The organism is uncultured Fibrobacter sp., assembly GCF_947305105.1.
In the GTDB taxonomy this organism is placed as follows: domain Bacteria; phylum Fibrobacterota; class Fibrobacteria; order Fibrobacterales; family Fibrobacteraceae; genus Fibrobacter.
On sequence record NZ_CAMZCS010000045.1, the window covers coordinates 1 to 20,799 of the forward strand.

Consider the following 20,799-nt stretch of genomic DNA (forward strand, 5'->3'; position numbering starts at 1 on the left):
CGAGTTCCACGGCACGGACCGCGAGCGAGACCGGAGTGGTATCAACCACGGAGGTATCGACTGAGGAAGTATCGCCGGGTTCCCTGTACGGGGGCAGGCTGTCCAGATTCTGCAAGAACTGCACCTGTTCTTCAGTGAGTGCGGAATTGTACACGCGCAGGTCCGACATACGGAACGATGCAGAATGTTCTCCGCTATCGCGTCCTAGTACCGGACGCCCCGTGCCACGCATTGCAAAACCTCCAGGAAGCGCTTCACATCCAACAAGTTTTCCATCTACATACAAGGTAACATTGGTACTATCAAGCACGAATATATAATGCTTGGAAGATGTTTCGCCAACGACATGTGATAATTCCACTGCGCCGTTGCCCGCATCCACATAGAATCTATTGTTCTCGATCCCCAATGTCAAATTGGTCAAGTTGCCTCTCCAGGTAAACAATCTTCCCGACCGTATGTTGACAATGGCTTCAAACTCAACACTCATCGGTGTCTCAAAATTAGAGAAGAGGTAGTCCGAAGGCATGGAATGGTCACTTACATACGCTAGCGAGAGCTTGCCGCCATACGCCCAAGGGGTCGCCACGCTATCGAGCGGCAAATTCAACCCGGCAAGCATTTCATGGGCAACATTTCCGCTACCCTCCGACATCGGGTACCACAGCACAAGCGACGACGGGAACGGATAAAGTTGTCTCGAGCGCCAAGATTCCTCCACATAGTTGTGACCCATATCCTCGACGCGCACGTTCACAGTCGCACGGCAGCCTGTACAGGCCGCGAGTAGCGAAGGACTCAGGACAAACTGCTCCACAAGCGAGGTGTCAGCGGCACCGCCGTAAGGTACGACGCGCCTTTCCACGACATAGCCGCCATAGCGCACGTCCACGACGGCATTCGCGATACCGCTGATGGAATCGGCGAGCGACGTGGACACGAGCAATATGCGGGAACCACTGTCGCCGTCCGCGACCGCGATGTCGACATACGAGACCCAGGGCCGGACCGAGTCCACGCGAACCATCGGGCCGGCGAAGTGTTCTGCCGAACCGTCCACACCGTGGATGTCGATGCGGGAAGTGTACACGTCGGCAGGCAGCCAGATGTCGCCACGGCGGGCCTCCCACGCGATTGCAGGGCCCGAGAGCACGCCCTGGTGCTCGGCGGCAACATTCCCGCCAACGCGGAGCTGTAGCAAATAGTTGGCGCGACCAACACAGGGATTCGCGAATTCCAGCCTTCCGTTGTACGTACCCGCCCATACGGTATCGAGCATGGGTTCCGCACAAATCAGCGTATCCGGTACGGGAGGCGTAACAACAGGCTCGTACGAAGTCGCCGACGCCGTATCGAGTACGATAAAGTCAGAGAACGTGCGGGTCTTCGCCCTGAGCAATACGTAGTCCCACCCTCCAGAAGAATTGCAGGAATCCTGGATGTCGCCACTGGGGTCCACCTTGTAACATTCCTGCCAACTCGGCGTGAGCGGTACAATCTCGCGCGCCACCGTATCGGGCTTGTATATGGCGAGTTCGGAGACGTCCTTTTTGGTGGCGTCCACATCGGCCTTGGACATTTTTACGCTGACCATGGGCCACAGACTGTCGTCCTCACCGAAATCGTGCGACGGCAGGATTTCCACCATCGGACCCGTCACGGCAAGGTTCTTGAACGTACGGTACACGTATTCGTTCGGCGAGACGCTGCGCACAGTCACGTCGACCGGATCAGCCCCCCACGCCCCAGGCACGAAATCCGCGCCGACGTTTGCATACATAGATTGCACATGGACGCTGTCAGATGGATTCACGCGATTGCCCACGAGCAGGTCCAGCTTGCGGTAGTGCGTTTTTCCGGCCTTGCCGCCGCCCCACATGAGGAAGAAACTCGCGTTGCCGTGCAAGTGGTTCATGTTGAACCTCGTCAATATCGGGAAGGGTTCCGTAACCGGCACGGTATCCTGCACACCCTCTGCGACAGGGTACGTGTAGCTACCGTGTACATAACTGAGTCTCCAGGGAGCTTTATCTCCGGGCACACGCCCACGGAATGTCGCGATTTCGTTCATGCGGAACGTCGGGGCCACACCGTTCCATTCGACGTCGAACAACCTGGTCGTATCGTTGTAGCTTGCATCAAGAAGGGCGTGCCTTTGCTGCGCCGTATCGGCAAGCGTGTCGTCGCGATAAACGAGCGAATCAAGCGTCACGTCCATTTCCTTGACCCACGGATCCACCAAGAGCGTGTCGGCATTATTCTGCGCAAGGACGTTCCTGAGCGGGACAGAATGGTTACTGTTTTTCATGTTTACCGGGATAGTCCCGTCTGCAGAGAACACGTAATCCAGCGCAAGCGTGTCCCTGACACCTGGATTGCGGAGGGTCCAGCCGCCACCGGTCACCCTCAGGGTGTCCCAGCCGCTATTTACGAGCCGCAACCCGGTAGAATCCGTCACGACAGGAATGAAGCCAGAATTCGTCGCGTTATACGACGAGTATATGAACTTGCCCTTGCCAATATTCACCGAATCAATGGAATTCTTGGGAACAACCCAATAACCGTTTGCAGTATCCCCCGGCCGTAACACATACCGACAAACACTGTCCAGCAAGTTTACTGACGGGATGGGCACAGGACTCGCGGTTATGAATTCAAGCGACACGTCAGTAACAGGATTGCGAATCAACGGAACTGCTCCTGTCGTTACGACATATTTTGCAGTCCAGAGCGAATCGTCCCAGTCACCCGTCCCTACATGGATACGGGAACGCAAATCGGGATAGAATACATAACTGTTTCCCGGAGAGCGCCGAAGAGCGTCGATGTTCCCACGGAATGGATAAGGAGTTGACGCATTTGAATCAATAATGATAGCTTGATTAGGCGACATGGCGGGAGCGACAACGAAGCCGATGTCCAGCGGGTTGATATCGCACGTCGCATTCACCCAGTTATCCTGCTTTGCAGTAGCATCAGTGCTGTTGACAGTCTTTTTAACGACTCTATTCATTTTCGCCACTGTCCGGAACGGGATAGTGGTACCTGCATTGAAATATGTTATGGCAAATTTTGATAGATAGAGGGAATCCCTATTACCAGTATTTATCTCGTCACCGAACCAAAGCGGGTTCATACCCGATTGCCGCATGGGGAACCGTTCCGCCTCGAATGCGGTAATACGGGAGTTATCATCGTCGTAACTGAATTCCCAACCATTAGTCCCGTAATGGTTTTTCATTGCGGGAGACAAGGGCTTTTTCACATCGTCGCTATAGTTGGTCCAGAAATACCCTCCGTTACCGAACAAGGTCGAGTTTGTCGGATCAAAGCGCACGTAGCGATTCGCAAGGTTATTGTAACCCCAGGGTGGATCCCAGTAATCTGACTTTGCATGGATTTTCAATGTAAACCCGATATCAGTGCCCGACTTCAAATAAGAATAGCATCCTTCTGGTGGACTAAAGTCCTTCTTCGCAAAGCCTCTATTCATTACAGTTCTTTCAAACAGATATAATACATTAACATCCAGCATATCGTAATGAGGATTAAATAGTTGTAAGAATTTACCTGCGGTATCTGCAATCTCCTCCTTCACGTTAGGCGCTCCACATACAAAATGGCTATCATCCTCCGTGGCAGAAGTATCCACAGAGCAAGACGGAATAGCAGCACCTTCTTTAATTACACGCGAAAGCATCACAAATTCCGGAAGAGTGTCCCATAAAACCATACGTCCCGTTTCCCAATAAGGCACTCGATCATAATTTTTGAACCATTTATTCAATTCTGTCTGCTCTTTAAATAGCTCAGCTTGTTCTGCCTCTGTTCTAGAAAGATTCCAAATTTCATCTATACTAAAATCTATGTGTAGCGCACTAGCATCTTGATCGTCCCAATCTTGATCAACGTCACCAGCAATTTCTGCCCGCAACACATTTCCAATCTTGTATACCGTATCCGCCCGAGTAGCGGCACTATCATATACATCTATTGGCAGCACTTTTATGCCCATGACGGCTGGAATTGGTTTACCATTTTCTGCATTATAACCTACTATATCGAACTTTGGCCCCAAGGTCACATCCAAATTAAGATCTTTTCCCTCTTCAATATCGGCTTTAAAATAAACAATCCTATAGGGGAAATTCTGTCCTCTGCTGCTGCAAGTATGGTGTATAAATGGTCCCGCTGTAGAAACTTCAACAGCCTGTGTTGCCAACAGCACTGCAATCGTCACCGGGAACTTGTCCCTGTGCCTGCGGATGCCCACGCTGTAGCGGTATTTCTCGTAGATGGCGTACTTTTGCGACGCTATAGTATCTTGGCGGACATCGCTCCACGGTTTCCACTTGTAATACATAGTTCTCTCTTCTTCAGGCAGGTGCCGCACTTCGGCATGGGATCTCATCAGATAGTCTATGCTGCCCTCATAGCGCAAGTAGCCAAGAGAATCGGGGTGAGCCTCATCCATGGTGAGCACCGACGGATACTGCCCGGCCGCAGTCCCGGAGCCTCCAGTCCCTCCAATTCCCGTGGAATCTTCCACAAAATTTTCGCGAGTATCCAGCGAGAAAGGATATTTCAAAGTATCGACTGCGTTCACGCAGGGGGAGTCGGAACAGGCGATTACACGGAAAATGTAGTTTCCAAGGGAGGCCACTGTGTTATCGGCTCCCACCCCGTTCCAACTGATTTTATTCGCATCATTCGAGGGGCCCGACGGAATTAATGTATCCTGCTTGAAAGACATTACGACCTGATCCTTCGAATCGACAACCTGCTCCGTCACATAGGCGGGTTGCCCATGCAAGCCATACTTGAACAGGATTTCCTCGCGCTTTACAGGCAGCGTATCAGAAAAGTCAAAGTCTAAGAACAGCGTATTCGTAAGGATTGTTCCTTTTTCAAGTTTGGTCGCCGCACGGTCCAACAGCCACGCAATAGAATCCGTAATTATCTGCGAAGGGTCCGCCTTGCTGTACGCGACTACCTTGGCATAGGCTGAATCGCCACCGGGTTCCATCCCGCCGTCAGTATAGCCGTTCCAGACGACACGCATCGTGTATTGCCACGGATGCACGTACACCATCCCCACTCCCATGAACGACGATATCGCATCGTATGCGGGTCGTGCATTTTTACCACAGAATACCAGACTGTCCGTCGACTCGACACTGGAAACATCGACGATGAACGAGGAATCCGTGCGGAACTGTATGTGCAGAGGACTACCGCCGAGGCTGTCAAGCCACCATGTCGCGCTCCGGTCGTACGCAGGCACGACTATTGAGCCCGTTTCTACGGAACCCATCGCACTAGAGTCCATGTCCGCCATTGTGAACACTGTATCCGTCGTAACTATCGACGAACCGAGATACCTCAAGGTGAGCTTCGGGACCATGCGTTTTACAGTATCGGGTGCTGGCACAGGGGCTAAGCCCAATGACTTTTGCTGGAGATAAGCCGTATCTATGATGGTACCCTTGGGTGTTCCGACCCAGTACACGTTCCAAAGCCCATTCTCTTGCCAAATGTAGAGACCGCTGTCCAGATTTGCAGGCTTGCCTTGGAACGGCGAAACGACCGCGGGGTCAAAGGTGAACTTGGTCGCCTCGACCATAGAAGAGTCGAACTGCGAACGCACATAAATTGACCCTTTCAGTTTCCATGCTGTGGTATCGGTCACATGGTCCAACTCAACGAGCATACTGTCACTCGTTCCAACGGAATGTGTGCTATCTAGCAGAAAAATCCGGATTTTCATCTCGCTCGTGTCGGGATACAGAGAATCTATCTGGGCATAGACAAAAACCTCTTGCAGGGTCGACACCCAGGCGCACGTATCGCACGCCCGCACCGACAGGCGAAGCGTATCGACGCCGGAGGGCACGGTATCGAGCGTCCAGATGGCCAAATCCCGTTCCTTGTCATTCCAGGCCCCAGACGACAGATACTCGAATCCGTCAGAATGCCACACAGAATCGCCATCGGCCTTCCACGAGAGTTCGAAAGACCCGTACTGGTCGCTCCCATCTCCGTGCGTAACCGGGTTCGGAGCGATGCCCTTCACTAGCACGCGACCGTAATAGAAGGAATTCAACGTATCAACGGGGAACGTGATGCGCGGGAAACGCGCCCCCATTCCGAAGAAGCTGAGTCCCGTCCCGAAATTCCCCGCGGCATCGTAGCAGCCGAGATGGACAGTCCAGTTCCCGTCCGGTTTGCCTTGCGCAAGGTCCTTGATGCCGAAATGCAGCTTTTTCTGTGTCGCGCCCGACGTAAATGTCAGCGAATCGGCTGGTTTCCAGCCCGTCGATATCCCGAGCACGTCAAGTTTGCGTTCGCACCATAGCGTAGAGACATTGCGAGGGTCATCCATGTTCTGCGCGACATCGCCAGCAAGGGTTCCCAGTTCCGCTATGGAATCATAAGCCGTGCCCACAAAGACATCGTACACGGAAGGTGCAGTCCTGTCGACAATGACCTTGTTATTCACCCTCGTCGTCGACACGTTCCCGGCCGGATCAGTCAGCCTTGCGGTTATGGAATACACGCCGTCCTTCAGCCTGTTCGCATGTGTCTCCTCGAACGTATAGAGTTCGTTTGAACTGTACATCGGCAGGGTTCCTTCAAAGGAGACCTTCCTATGCGCCACCGAATCCTCGAACACCACCTCCACCTTCACTTCGGGGGTATCGCGGCCAAGAGTGTCCTCGTGCACGCGGAACGAGAGCGATGCCAGGTTGCAGGAGTTGAGCACGCTCGTACCACCCGATATTCTGGAGTGTCCACATCCGCTCGCCAGCGAATCCGGAACCGTGGTCAAGGAATCGGAGCCGGACACGACCGACGGAGCCGTATTGTCTACCCAGAAGGTTTCCCTCAACGTGGTCCCGTTGAAGCCTGACGACTTAAACGACCCGTTTTTCAGAACGGAGTCCCAAACGGACGTGTCGGAGTCGGTGATGTTAAGCAGATTCGCATAGGCCGCGGAATCCGGGTCAGCGAAGTCGAACGACTGGACAAGCAGCGTGTACTTGCCCTGGGCCAGCGGCTTCGCGCCGGGGGCCCAGCCGAACCCGAAGCGCCTCGAATAAACCCTCGTCCTGTTGAACAGCCTTACGACATGGCCCTGCGCATCAATCGCGAGCGCACGCATGGCGCGCACAGGTTCCGCAAGGGAATCGGTCGCAACCACTTCGGCCCATTTCCCGTCGGACGCGGTCCCGGTAAGGTTTTTATTGGCAAGAAGCAATTGCTGTTGCGGTCCGGTGGTATCCACATGTATGGTCGCACGTTTCCAGTATATCTGCACACTATCGGACATATCAATAAATTCAAACCGCCATTCCAGCAGGTATTCGCCCTCGGCACTGATGTCCAAGTTTTTCAGAGCGGTGTCGAGATCCACGGAGCCCTTCCATTCCGTCGAATTGTCACTTGTATCCCTGGGCAGTTGCACAAAGTCGACATCGGCGGAATCCTTCTCCGAATTAAGGAGCCCGACCTTCGAGACGTAGACCCGCAGCGAATTGAGGGAAAGTCCACTCTGATTTTTATAGGCCGCGTCATTCGCAAACGCCGTAACGTGCGAGAGCTTGGATAGGTGGGCAAAACCGACGGGCCACCCAAGGTCGTAATTCGGCTCTGTCGCCTGCCGGAAGAATGAGAAGTTGGCCGAAGTTGTCCAACCCAGTTTATTCATCATCGACACGTACACCATGTTCGTGCCATCTTCCATGAGCCCCGCAATACCGTATCTACCGCTACTGTCCTTGAGTGTTGAATTATATTTATTGATGACATCTTCCGGTCGCAATACGAACAGACCGTCGTCTCTCACTGGGGAAACATGCAGAGTATCCACCGGAGGATCCTGCTTGTAGGATTTTTCAAAATAGACGAACCATGTAGAGGCATCGCGACGTTCGTAAATTATCTGGACTCGCGTATTGAAGTCGAACTTGATCCATCTCAGGCTATCCGGCTGCAAGTCGTCTATGCGGAAACGCATCTCCTCGATAGCATTCCGAGTCGTGAAAAAACCAAGCTTGCCATAACGCGCACGAGCCGTACCGTCGGCGCCATAGGCGACGTCCTTCACGTACATCGACGACCCATCCGGGGCGGTGGCCGAAAACGCAGACAGGGGCATTTCTGTCGCCGCCGGAGCCGCAAAAGGACAAGCCGAGAAAAGATGGTTCTTGTCAACAATATCCAAGGTATCACACGTTGAATCAGAGAACAACATCGGAACCACCACGGTGTCGCTACCCGCATTGCGCACGGACGCGATGGAAATCGAAGGCTGCCCGAACAGCATCTGTTCCATGTCCGAGGATACCCCCGGAACGGAATCGCCGTGATAGAGGCGCACCGAGTAGTTCCGCAAGGGAACCACCGTCGAAACCGCGGACAGGGCACGCGTAGCCTTGAGTGCACCGCTCTTATCGGCAACCTTATGAATCTTGTACGACACGGCCCCTACCAAAACCACATTCGTCGCGAATTCTGCCGCACTGCAGATTTTTCCGTAAGCGGCATTGGCATTGGACACTATCTCGCAGGCCACGTTCAGCGCGAGATCTACCAACCGGCGGTCCGTCTCCAATTCACCCACATCTGAAAGCAGATCACGATAATCCTCGAGGCCTTTTATATCTGTCTTGAACGAGGAATACTGTGTAGGCCAGGAAGAATCCATGATGTCATCCAGATTGACGCCAAGGCGTGTCGCGCCGCCTTCCCTGAAGGCACGCACATTCTCGCCCGAGGCGCTGTTGAGCGGGACATCGAAAAGGCCCTCGTCCAGGAAGTTCAGCGAGTAGTTCGCGAGGTTCGCCGCGACAACCTTCATGCCTTCACGGGCACAGCCCTTGACCGAGCCACCACCAAGCAGACATTCTCCTGCAGTGGCAAGCGTCTCCTTCGTTTCCGGCGTAAAGTATTCCATGAACAGCGAGAATATCTCGGACTTGTACTCATCCGGAATATACTTGTTCACAAAGCGCAAAAGCTTGTAGACTGTACCGGGAAGGTCGTCCTTGTTGAATTTCATCGTACGGAGTTCCGCGACAGCATCAAGCGCCATCTTCACATCTTGGAACTTATCGATATATTGACCGAAATTCTTTGCCCATTCGGACGAATCCAGACCATTCAGGGCACTATCGGCCATGGCCCGGAGAGTTGCCTTAGCAGAATCGGCGACACCCCCGAACCTTGCGTTGAGAGTGTCTGCCAAAGCTCCGGCCACCTTATCCATCGGGATATGGTTTTTCGCCTGTTCAACGAAATCATCCAAGGTGCGGCGACCGTTACCGATTGTCGGCAACCCATAGGAATACACCACATTGTACTTCGGGTGCGAATAGCCGCTCCTGACCGAACCCAAGTTCAGCAACTGCGTGCTGCCGAGTAACGAGTCCGCACCATGTTGACTGATTAAGTTTTTGTACTTTGGATCTCGATTGTCGGCATCCTGCGCCAAATACCAGGACGAAGCCCGGTCGACAGAATAATCATCGAAAAGTTTCGCATTATCAAGAGCCCCGTTAATATCGCCCGCATTGTATGCCAGCGCCATCACGGCATCCTTCATCAACGATATCATGAGTTCCTGCAGGCCGTCCATGCCGCCGACAATATAGGCCGCGAGCGCCAATGGGACTAGCCCCGCATATTTTAACGGATTCCCGCGATCCAGAAGGTCACCATCGTTAAAGAAGGACTGGTCTGCTATACCCGTACCCTCGTGCGGGGTATTCAGGAATACGACATTCGCTATATCGCCCCTGTAGTTTGGCCCTTGGATATATTCTCGCACGGCAAGCCCGGCAGCACCATCCGCAATGACCGTGAACCGTGAAGGTACCAAATCCGGACGGGCATTACGCAAATCTGCGACTTTTTTCCCGCTATTTTTCTTTTTCCATGCGGAAACCCTTGAATCCTTGGTATTTTTGAACCAGCCCGCAAGTGCCGAATCGAGCAAAGAATGACCGGATGTCCAGTCCAAACTATCACGGGCGAAGACTGCCGGAGTGTTCCATCCCAAATTATAGGAGGACACATGTATCAACGACGTGTCTCCTCCCGTTATATTATCTTGTATATAACTTTTAATTGCATTTACAGACAGGTTGCTTGACGGATTAGCGGCAGTCCCCTGGGTTCCAAGAAGTATATAAATCGTCCCAGAGGCAGATTCTACGGGAGCCGCAGGCGATTGTACCACCCCAAAAAGCATCAAGATTGCACAGCTTATTCCAGACAAAAAAGCGGACTTCAGTCCGCAAATAACTTTAGATTTAGAGAAAAATCCCGTCCCTACCATTATTGCACCCTTGTAACAAACGTTACTTAAAATTTTGCTACAAAAATAAAATAATTTTTAGCAAAACCAAAGTAAAATAATTTATACAAAAAAAACAAATGTTAGTTGTATAACTTGTTCTTAATCAACTAATTACACTGTATTCAGCCATAAAGATATTATACATGACTGTTTAGGCAATCAGGGCAGGGTCCTTGTGTAAACTATTTTGCTATGAAACTGCGGAAATAAACATTGAAGTAAAACACATTCTTCAGCCATATTTTCTTCTCCATACAGAAAAGCCCCGCTTTTGAAGCGGAGCCTTCTCTAGGATAATTCCGTGCTAATGCAAGAATTAGAAACGGAAGTGGGCGAAAGCCTTGTTGGCTTCGGCCATCTTGTGCGTGTCGTTCTTCTTGCGGACAGCGTTGCCTTCACCGTTCTTGGCGGCAACGAGTTCGGCAGCAAGGCGGTCGGCCATGTTGGCTTCGTTGCGGTTACGGGCGGCATCGAGGAGCCAGCGGAGAGCGAGAGCCTTGGCGCGGTCCGGGGCAACTTCCATAGGAACCTGGTAGTTGGCACCACCGATACGGCGGGACTTCACTTCGAGACGCGGCTTGATGTTTTCGAGGCAGATTTCGAACTTTTCAAGCGGAGTTTCCGGACCTTCGAGCTTCTGGCCGAGGTTTTCGAGAGCAGTGTAGACGATCTGTTCAGCGATGGTCTTCTTGCCCTGCTTCAGCACGACACCGACGAGTTCGGTAACGAGCGTGGACTTGTAACGCGGATCCGGGAGGATGGAGCGATGGAGAGCCTTTCTTCTTCTAGACATAGATTACTTCCTTTCCTTACTTCTTGGCCGGAGCGGCACCTTTCTTCTTGACACCGTACTTGGAACGGCCGTTCTGGCGGCCGTTGACAGCCTGGGTATCCAGGGTGCCACGGATGATGTGGTAACGAACACCCGGAACGTCCTTCACACGACCACCGCGGATGAGCACGATGGAGTGTTCCTGGAGGTTGTGGCCTTCGCCGGGGATGTAAGCCGTGACTTCCATCTTGTTGGAAAGGCGCACACGAGCAATCTTACGAAGAGCGGAGTTCGGCTTCTTCGGGGTGCTGGTGTAAACACGGGTGCAAACGCCGCGCTTCTGCGGGCAGGACTTCAAGGCCACGGAAGCGGTCTTGTTGCTGATCTGTTCACGTCCGTTACGGACGAGCTGTTGAATAGTTGGCACTGTTAATCTCCTAGATTTTGGAGTGCAAATATAGTTTTTTTTCCAAAGTTTTCAAGTACAAAGCCTTAGTTCTCCGAATCTTCCTCGTCAGAAGAGCCGATTTCGTTATCAATCATCTGGATAATGCTATCGGAACTTTCGGGGCCTTCAGCCTGCACTCGCATTAAACGGGCGCGTTCTTCCGCTTCCGCGTCGGCGTCCTTCACCTCGACATTTCTCAAATGACGGGCACCGGTACCGCACGGAATCAGACGACCCATGATTACGTTTTCCTTGAGGCCCAAGAGCGGGTCCACGCGGCCTTCGATGGAGGCGCGGGTCAGGATCTTGGTGGTCTCCTGGAACGAACAGGCAGAAATGAAGCTGTCCGTAGCGAGAGAAGCCTTTGTAATGCCAAGGAGCATCGGGGAATACGTTGCCGGGGTCTTGCCTTCGGCGATCAAACGATCGTTTTCGGCACGGAGACGTACCTTGGAGATTTCTTCGTCCGGAAGCAGGTCGGAATCACCCGGGTCTGCAACACGAACCTTGCGCATCATCTGGCGGACGATACATTCGATGTGCTTATCTGCGATAGCCACACCTTGCAGGCGGTACACCGCCTGGATTTCGTTCACCAAGTGACGCTGCACGTCCTCGGGGCCAAGGACCTCGAGAATGTCATGAGGATCGACAGAGCCTTCGCTGATCTTCTGACCGGCGCGGACGCGGTCGCCCTCGTTGACGGCGAGATGGACGCCATGCGGAACCAGCACTTTCGCGGCTTCTCCATCTTGCGGGGTAATAATGACTTCTTGATGCCCGCGGACTTCGGGCCCGTAAGACACGAGACCATCGATCGGGGCAATGAAAGCCTTGTTCTTCGGAGTACGGGCTTCGAAGAGTTCTGCAACTCGCGGAAGACCACCGGTAATATCGCGGGTCTTACCGGCAGCACGCGGCAACTTGGCGACAGTCTGACCGACGGAGACGGTCGCGCCGTCCATAATCGTGAGGATGGCGCCGTCCGGGAGCATGTAAACGCCCACCGGCTTGCCGTTCGAATCCATGACGTTGATCGAGGGACGGCGCTTGCCGCGCTTGTCGCTGATAACGGTCCAGGTTTCGACATCGGTGACTTCGTCTTTTTCGATACGGACGGAGACGTCCTTCACGAGGTCGACGAACTTGACACGGCCAGCCACGTTGCTGATAATCGGGCTGTTATACGGATCCCATTCGAACATGACCTGGTCCTTCTTGACCTGGTCGTTGTTCGCGACAAACAGGATAGAACCATACGGAATCTGGTAACGGCCCTTGTTGATTCCAGTGGAATCGAAAATAACTAATTCGCCCATACGGGAGACGACGACCTTCTGTCCGTCGTGGTCAACCGTTTCGACCTGTTCGAGTTCGACATGGCCATCGACGGAGGCCTTCTTGTTGTTCTCGACAGTCAGACGGGAAGAAGCACCACCGATGTGGAACGTACGGAGGGTCAACTGCGTACCCGGTTCACCGATGGACTGTGCGGCGAGCACGCCCACGGATTCGCCGAGGTCAACCGGACGACCGGACGCCAGCATACGGCCATAGCACTTGGCGCAGACACCGTTGCGGGATTCGCAGGTGAGCACGGAACGCATCTTGATGTGTTCGAGACCCGTAGCGGAAATCTTCGGGAGGTCGCGTTCGGTAACGAGCGTACCGGCTTCGACAATCACTTCGCCCGTAACCGGGTGCTTGATGTCTTCGACCGGGGCGCGACCGAGCAAGCGTTCTTCCAGCGGGATGACGGTATCATCACCGTCCTTGAACGCGGAAATTTCGATGCCTTCCTTGGTGCCGCAGTCGGGTTCGGTCACGACGAGGTCCTGGCCCACGTCCACGAGACGACGGGTAAGGTAACCAGCGTCAGCCGTCTTAAGAGCAGTATCGGCAAGACCCTTACGAGCACCGTGAGACGAGATGAAGTATTCCATCACGTTCAGGCCTTCACGGAAGCAGGACTTAATCGGGTTCTCGATAACTTCCTGACCGCCGAGCTGCTTGATAGGCTTCTGCATCAGACCACGCATACCGGACAGCTGCTTAATCTGTTCGCGGCTACCACGAGCGCCGGAGTCGGCCATCATGTAGACCGGGTTGAAACCGTCGCGGTCGTGAGAGAGCAAATCCCACTGCTTGGCAGCGACATCGGCCGTGGTCTTGGACCACACGTCGATGATCTGGTTATAACGTTCACCGTCGGTAATCACACCGTCTTCGTAGAGGCTGCGGATTTCGTTGACCTTCTCGGTGGCGGCGTCGAGCATGGCCTGCTTTTCCTGCGGGATCACCATTTCGGCGATAGCCACGGAAGAACCGGCGCGGGTTGCCCATTTGTAGCCGTTTTCCTTGAGGTTGTCGAGGTATTCGACAGTCACACGGTTACCGGTACGGCGGTACAGGTCGTCGATGGACTTCGCGATGACCTTCTTGCCGAAGGTTTCGTTGGCGTAGCCCAGAGCGGCCGGCACGAATTCGTTGAAGATGATACGGCCAACGGTCGTCTTGATGACGTTGGGTTCCTTCAGGGTGAGGAACTTGATCTTCTCGCCCGCCTTGACCGACTGCTCCATGTTGCCGTTGTCGTCGGCGATTTCGCGGACGCACACGCAATCCTTCTCGAGGGCGCCCATGTAAATCTTGCGGCCCGCGGGGAGCTTGAGGTAGACGTTGGCGTTCAGACCCACCACGCCGTTTTCGTAGGCGCGGATGGCTTCGGCCGGATCGTAGAAGTGCATGCCTTCGCCCTTCTGGTTCGGACGCGGCTTGGTCAGGTAGTACAGACCGAGCACGATGTCCTGGCCCGGCACGGCAATCGGCTGGCCGGAGGCGGGATGCAGAATGTTGTTCGAGGACAGCATGAGCACGCGGCATTCAAGCTGGGTCTCGAAAGAAAGCGGGAGGTGCACGGCCATCTGGTCACCGTCGAAGTCCGCGTTGAATGCGGTACAGACGAGCGGGTGGAGGCGGATGGCGTTACCTTCGATAAGCTTCGGGTAGAAGGCCTGGATACCCAGACGGTGAAGCGTCGGGGCACGGTTCAGCATGACCGGGTGGTCCTCGATAATCTGTTCGAGGATATCCCAAACCTCGGGACGTTCCGCATCGACGAACTTCTTAGCGGACTTGAGCGTGAACACGAAGCCATCGTCTTCCAAGCGGCGGATGATGAACGGCTTGTAGAGCTCCAGGGCCATGCGCTTGGGCAGACCGCACTGGTGCATCTTGAGTTCCGGACCGACGACGATCACGGAACGGCCAGAGTAGTCGACGCGCTTACCGAGGAGGTTCATACGGAAGCGGCCCTGCTTGCCCTTGAGGAGTTCGGCAAGGCTCTTGAGCGGGCGAGCGCCCGAACGAGCGGTGCGGCGGCCACCGTCGAACAGCTGGTCGACGGCTTCCTGCAGCATGCGCTTCTCGTTGCAGAGAATCACGTTAGGGGCACGGATGTCGATGAGCTTTTTCAAGCGGTTGTTGCGGTTGATGACGCGACGATAAAGTTCGTTCAGGTCGGAAGTAGCGAAACGGCCACCTTCCAGCGGGACGAGCGGACGCAGGTCAGGCGGAATCACCGGGAGCACGTCGAGAATCATCCAGGACGGCTGGTTGGCGAGCAGGCGGGCTTCGTTGGGGTACTTGTGACGGAATTCCTCGTAGGCTTCGGCCAGGAAGAACTCGGAGCCGTGCTTGGCTTCGTAGTCCATCTTGAACGCGGCGACGGCTTCGGCGAGGCCCTTGAGCCATGCCTTGCTGGAATCGCGAGCCGGGTCGGGATTGTTGTAGTAGCTCTTGAAGCTTTCCATCTGGGACTTCTTGAAGGCTTCAACAATCTTGAGGCGCTTCACGGCTTCGTCACGCTTGGTCTTGGACTTCGCGGTGGCGTCGACGCGGAGCTGTTCGGAAAGCTTGGTCAGGTCGATACGGTCAAGCAGCTGCTTGATGGCGGAGGCACCCATCTTGGCCTCGAAGGTACGGCCTTCCTGCACGAGGTTCTGGTATTCGAACTCGTCGATGAGGGTGTTTTCCTTGAGGTCGGTGTTGCCGTGGTCGATCACCACGTAGTTTTCGTAGTAGATGATGTGCTCGAGGGCGGCCGTGGTCAGGTTGAGCAGGGCGCCGATCACACAGGGCTGGTTCTTCACGAACCAGGTGTGGGTCAGAGGAATCGCGAGCTCGATATGGCCCATGCGGACGCGGCGGACCTTGGACTGGGTCACTTCGACGCCGCAGCGGTCGCAGATGACGCCCTTGAAGCGGGCGCGCTTGAACTTACCGCAGTTACATTCCCAGTTCTTGACAGGTCCAAAGATCTTTTCGCAGAAAAGACCATCCTTTTCGGGCTTGAAAGAACGGTAGTTGATCGTTTCCGGCTTGGTCACTTCACCGTAGGACCAGTAACGGATCAGGTCCGGTGAGGCGAGGTGAATCGAAATGTCGCCAGAATTTTGTTTCTGTTCCATCATTTCATCAGCCATATTACTTGTCTCCAGTGGTCTCAATGTCGAGACCCAAAGAATGAACTTCGCGAATCATAACGTTGAAGGATTCAGGAACGCCCGGTTCCGGAGTATTTTCGCCATGGACGATGGCGTCGTAGACGGCGGAACGGCCCTGCACGTCGTCGGACTTGACGGTGAGGAGTTCCTGCAGCGTGTAAGCGGCACCGTAGGCTTCCATGGCCCACACTTCCATTTCACCGAAGCGCTGGCCACCGAACTGGCTCTTACCGCCGAGCGGCTGCTGAGTCACGAGAGCGTAGCTACCGATAGAACGTGCGTGGATCTTGTCGTCGACCAAGTGGCCGAGCTTGAGATAATACATGTAACCGATGGTGACCGGGTTGAGGAGAGCTTCGCCGGTCTTGCCGTCGTAAAGCTTCGCCTTACCGATAATCTTGTCGTTGTCCGGATCCATCTCGTAGCTAACGATCGGGTTCTTCTGGTAGGCCTTCTCGAGTTCCTTGCAGATTTCTTCGAAGGAGGCACCGTCGAACACAGGCGTAGAGACCTTGAAGCCGAGCGTCTTGGCAGCCCAGCCCAGGTGGACTTCGAGCACCTGACCGATGTTCATACGGGAAGGCACGCCCAGCGGGTTCAAAAGAATCTGCAGCGGACGTCCGTCTTCGGTGAACGGCATGTCTTCGACCGGAACGATCTTGGCCACGCAACCCTTGTTACCGTGACGACCGGCCATCTTGTCACCGATGGAGAGGCAGCGCTTCTTGGCGATGTAGACCTTGACGCACTGGAGCACGCCCGGCTTGAGCTCGTCGCCCTTGGTGACCTTGTCGATTTCCTTTTCCATCGTGCGGGTCAGGGTGTCGAGGTTGTCGCGAGCCACGAGGACGAGGGAAAGGACCTTGTCCTGGAGGTCGTCGTCGCCGACGACGAACGTGGAGAGCGGGGAGACCTTGGTCACGTCGATGAGGCCGAGGTTCTGTTCGTTGTAGGTCTGGCCTTCGCGGATCAGGAGTTCGTGCGTTTCGTTGTCCATCACCTTGCCGGCGGCCTTGCCACCGAGAAGTTCGAACAAGTGTTCGCGGCAGGATTCCTTGATGCGGTCGATCTGAGTCTGGAAGTTGGAGCGGATGCTGTCGATAGTCTCCTGGTCCTTTTCCTTGCTCTTCTTGTCGGCCTTGTCCTTCTTGCTGAAGATGCGGGTTTCAAGCACCACGCCCTTCATGCCCGGAGGAGCCTTGAGGGAGGAGTCGCGCACGTCGACGGCCTTTTCGCCGAAGATGGCACGGAGCAAACGTTCTTCCGGAGAAAGTTCCGTTTCACCCTTCGGGGTGACCTTGCCCACGAGGATGTCGTCGGCATGGACCTCGGCACCGACGCGGATAACGCCGTTTTCGTCGAGGTTACGGAGGGCGTCGTCGCCCACGTTCGGGATTTCGCGAGTGAGCTCTTCGGGGCCGCGCTTGGTGTCGCGGACTTCGAGTTCGTACTCTTCGATATGGATAGAGGTGAACGTATCCTTGATGGCGAGTTCTTCCGAGATGATGACGGCGTCTTCGTAGTTGTAGCCGTTCCACGGGAGGAAGCCGATGAGGATGTTCTTACCCAGAGCCAGTTCGCCGTGGTCGGTGGACACGCCGTCGGCCAGCACGTCGCCGGCCTTGACGAAGTCACCCACGTTCACGATGGGCTTCTGGTTGATGCAGGAATCCTGGTTGGAACGCTCGAACTTGCGGAGCTTGTATTCGTCGATAGGATCCTTGCCGAGGAATTCGTAGTTTTCGCCGAGACCGGTGAGCGGTTCGAAGTTGCCGTTCACCATGTTGCCGCGCTGCACCGTGATGTTGCGGGCGTCAACGAAGGTCACGCGGCCGTCGTGCTTGGCGCGGACGACCGTACCCGAGTCGAGGGCGGCGCGGCGTTCGAGGCCGGTACCCACCACGGGGGCTTCTGCACGGAGCAGAGGCACAGCCTGGCGCTGCATGTTCGAACCCATCAAGGCACGGTTGGCGTCGTCGTGTTCGAGGAACGGGATGAGGCCTGCGGCCACGGACACGATCTGCATCGGGGCCACGTCCATGAGGTCGACGCGTTCGGTTTCGGTGTCGCCCACGGCGATGGAGTCTTCGCGACGGATGTGCGGGTATTCGCTCTTGTCGCGGACAATGACGTATTCATCGCTGAAGCGGTTGTTCTCGTCGAGTTCCGTGCTTGCCGGAGCGACCCTGAAGGAGTCTTCTTCGTCGGCGGTGAGGAAGGTGATGTAGTCGGAAACGACCTGCTGCACCTGGTCGCTCACCTGCACGTAGTCGGCCTTGCCGTCAAAGTTGTCGAGCAAGAAACCGTTCTTGTGGAAAGAGGTTTCGCCTTCGGCGTTCTTCACTTCGAATACCTTGTTCACAAAGCAGTCGAAGAGGTCGCGCTGGCGGTTGTCGAGGTTCATGCGGACAGTGTCCTTTTCCTTCTGCGTGAGCTCGAGCTGCACGAAGAGGTGCGGGTCATGAACGAAACCCTTGAAAATGCCGAAGTGCCACTTTTCTTCGGGGAACTTCACGATGTTGCCGTTCACATCCTTGAAGTCGACGAGGCCGACGATGCGGTACGGAGTTTCGATGAAGCCGAAGTGGTTCACCACTGCGTAAGAGGCGAGCGAGTTGATAAGACCGATGTTCGGGCCTTCCGGAGTCTCGATCGGGCAGAGGCGGCCGTAGTGCGTGTAGTGAACGTCACGGACTTCGAAGCCCGCGCGTTCGCGGGAAAGGCCACCGGGACCGAGAGCGGAGAGACGGCGCTTGTGCGTGAGTTCGGAAAGCGGGTTCATCTGGTCCATGAACTGCGAGAGCTGGCTGGAACCGAAGAACGCCTGCACGACGGAGGACACCATGCGGGTGTTCACGAGGTCGCGCGGAGTCGGCTGCTCTTCCTCGGAATGGAGGGAGAGGTTCTCGCGGATGACACGGGACATACGGGAGAGACCGACAGAAATCTGGTTGGCAAGGAGTTCGCCGACGGAACGGGTGCGGCGGTTGCCCAAGTGGTCGATATCGTCGAGCGTGTAGCCTTCGGAGCCGTTGTAGAGGCCGACCATGTATTCGATAATCGCGAGGAAGTCCGCCTTGCTCATCGTCATCGTGGTGAGGCTCGGCATCTTGAATTCCGGGCCCTGTTCGGCGAGGATGGAAAGGATGAAGGACGTATAGACCTTCGCGTTCAAGCGGTAACGACCGACTTCGCCGAGATCGTACTTGCGCGGGTCGTTGAGGAACATGGCGTTGAAGAACGCTTCGGCCGTCTGGAGGTTCGGGGCTTCTTCCTGCTGCTGGTGGGTCACGGAGTAGATCACCTTGAGGGCGTCTTCGCGGGACTTGGTCTTGTCGGCAGCGAGGGTGTAGTGGATAAGGAGGTTTTCTTCTTCCTTCGAGAGGAGCGTGATCTGGTCGACGCTGCTTTCGAGGAGGCGTTCGAGCTTCTTGTCGTCGATGACGGTGTTCGCTTCGATGATGATTTCACCGGTGCTGGCGTCGACGACGTCGTTGAAGACGATGCGGTCGATGAGGACGGACTTTTCGCCGTTCTCGTCGAGGACGTTCGCGAGTTCCTGCACGGAGACTTCCTCGGTCTTCTTGTAGAAGAGGTTCAGGATGTCCTGCGTGGTCTCGTAGCCGATGCAGCGGAGCATGGCCGTCGCGGCAATCTTCTTCTTGCGGTCGATGATGAGGTAGAGGGTGTCGCCCTCGGTATTGAATTCAACCCAGGCACCACGGTGCGGGATGATACGGCTCTTGTAGTCGGAGCGGCCGTTGGGCTGCATTTCTTCGTCGAAGCTCACGCCCGGGGAGCGGTGCAGCTGGGAGACGACTACGCGTTCGGCGCCGTTGATGATAAACGTCCCGTTCTCAGTCATGATCGGGAGTTCGCAGATGAGGACGTCGTTCTTGACTTCTTCCTTGAGCTTGCGGTCTTCGCCGTCTTCCTCGAAAATCTGGAGGGAAAGCTTGGCGAACAGCTCCATGGAGTAGGTCAGGCCGCGTTCGCGGCACTCGGGGATGCTGTATTTCGGAATGCCGAAATAATAGCCTTCGTACTTGAGGGAAAAGAGTTCCTTGAGGTCGGTGATCGGGAAGATATCCTGGAACACACGCTCGAGGCCAACCTTCATCCTTTTGTCTTGCGGGATGCTGGCCTGAAGGAATTGCTCGTATGAAGCCTTCTGGACTTCAATCAGGTACGGGAGTTCCAGCTGGAACTTGTTGGAGGAATAGCTTTTTCGCTCCGTTGTCATTTGAAATACCTCATCCGTGTGAAGAGCTTGGTTTTAAAAAAAGGATCAAAAGACGAAAAAACACCAAAAGCCCGCACCAGTGTGCAGGCGATTGGTATTAAGAATTAATGGACGGGAAGCATTACTTCAGAGCGACCTTTGCTCCGAGATCTTCCAGTTCCTTCTTGAGCTTTTCAGCGTCAGCCTTCGGCAAAGCTTCCTTGACGACGCTGTTCGCCTTTTCGACGAGGTCCTTAGCTTCCTTAAGGCCAAGACCGGTGATGGTACGAACGGTCTTGAGCACCTGCATCTTCTGAGCGCCGGCTTCGACGAGAACGACGTCGAATTCGGTCTTTTCTTCAGCAGCAGCAGCACCAGCGGCCGGGGCAGCCATTACGACGCCACCAGCGGCTTCAATGCCGTGAGTTTCCTTAAGGTAGTCAGCCAAAGCCTTGGCTTCGAGAAGGGTAAGACCAACGATTTGATCGCCCA

General features: G+C 54.9%; 6 protein-coding genes. All 6 read right to left on the reverse strand.

Going from position 1 to position 20,799, the window contains the following annotated elements; genetic code table 11:
• On the reverse strand, window positions 1-10,075 hold a 10,075-nt coding region (locus Q0Y46_RS13760; protein WP_297948207.1), incomplete at its 3' end, for a LamG-like jellyroll fold domain-containing protein.
• A gap of 601 nt (window positions 10,076-10,676) precedes the next feature.
• A complete protein-coding gene (rpsG, locus tag Q0Y46_RS13765; protein WP_297948199.1) occupies window positions 10,677-11,153 on the reverse strand; it encodes a 30S ribosomal protein S7 in 477 nt (158 codons plus the stop codon).
• 16 nt (window positions 11,154-11,169) lie between these two features.
• Entirely contained in the window at window positions 11,170-11,559 is a 390-nt protein-coding gene (rpsL, locus tag Q0Y46_RS13770) for a 30S ribosomal protein S12 (RefSeq protein ID WP_072980597.1), read from the reverse strand.
• A 65-nt stretch (window positions 11,560-11,624) separates the two neighbouring features.
• Window positions 11,625-16,064 (reverse strand): DNA-directed RNA polymerase subunit beta', encoded by a 4,440-nt coding sequence (gene rpoC, locus Q0Y46_RS13775; protein ID WP_295684002.1) that lies wholly within the window; start codon window positions 16,062-16,064, stop codon window positions 11,625-11,627.
• Between the two features lies 1 nt (window position 16,065).
• Window positions 16,066-20,328, reverse strand: coding sequence for a DNA-directed RNA polymerase subunit beta (gene rpoB, locus Q0Y46_RS13780; RefSeq protein ID WP_297948204.1), 4,263 nt, complete (start codon window positions 20,326-20,328; stop codon window positions 16,066-16,068).
• Window positions 20,329-20,449: 121 nt separating this feature from the next.
• On the reverse strand, window positions 20,450-20,799 hold a 350-nt coding region (gene rplL / locus Q0Y46_RS13785; RefSeq protein ID WP_366522540.1), incomplete at its 5' end, for a 50S ribosomal protein L7/L12.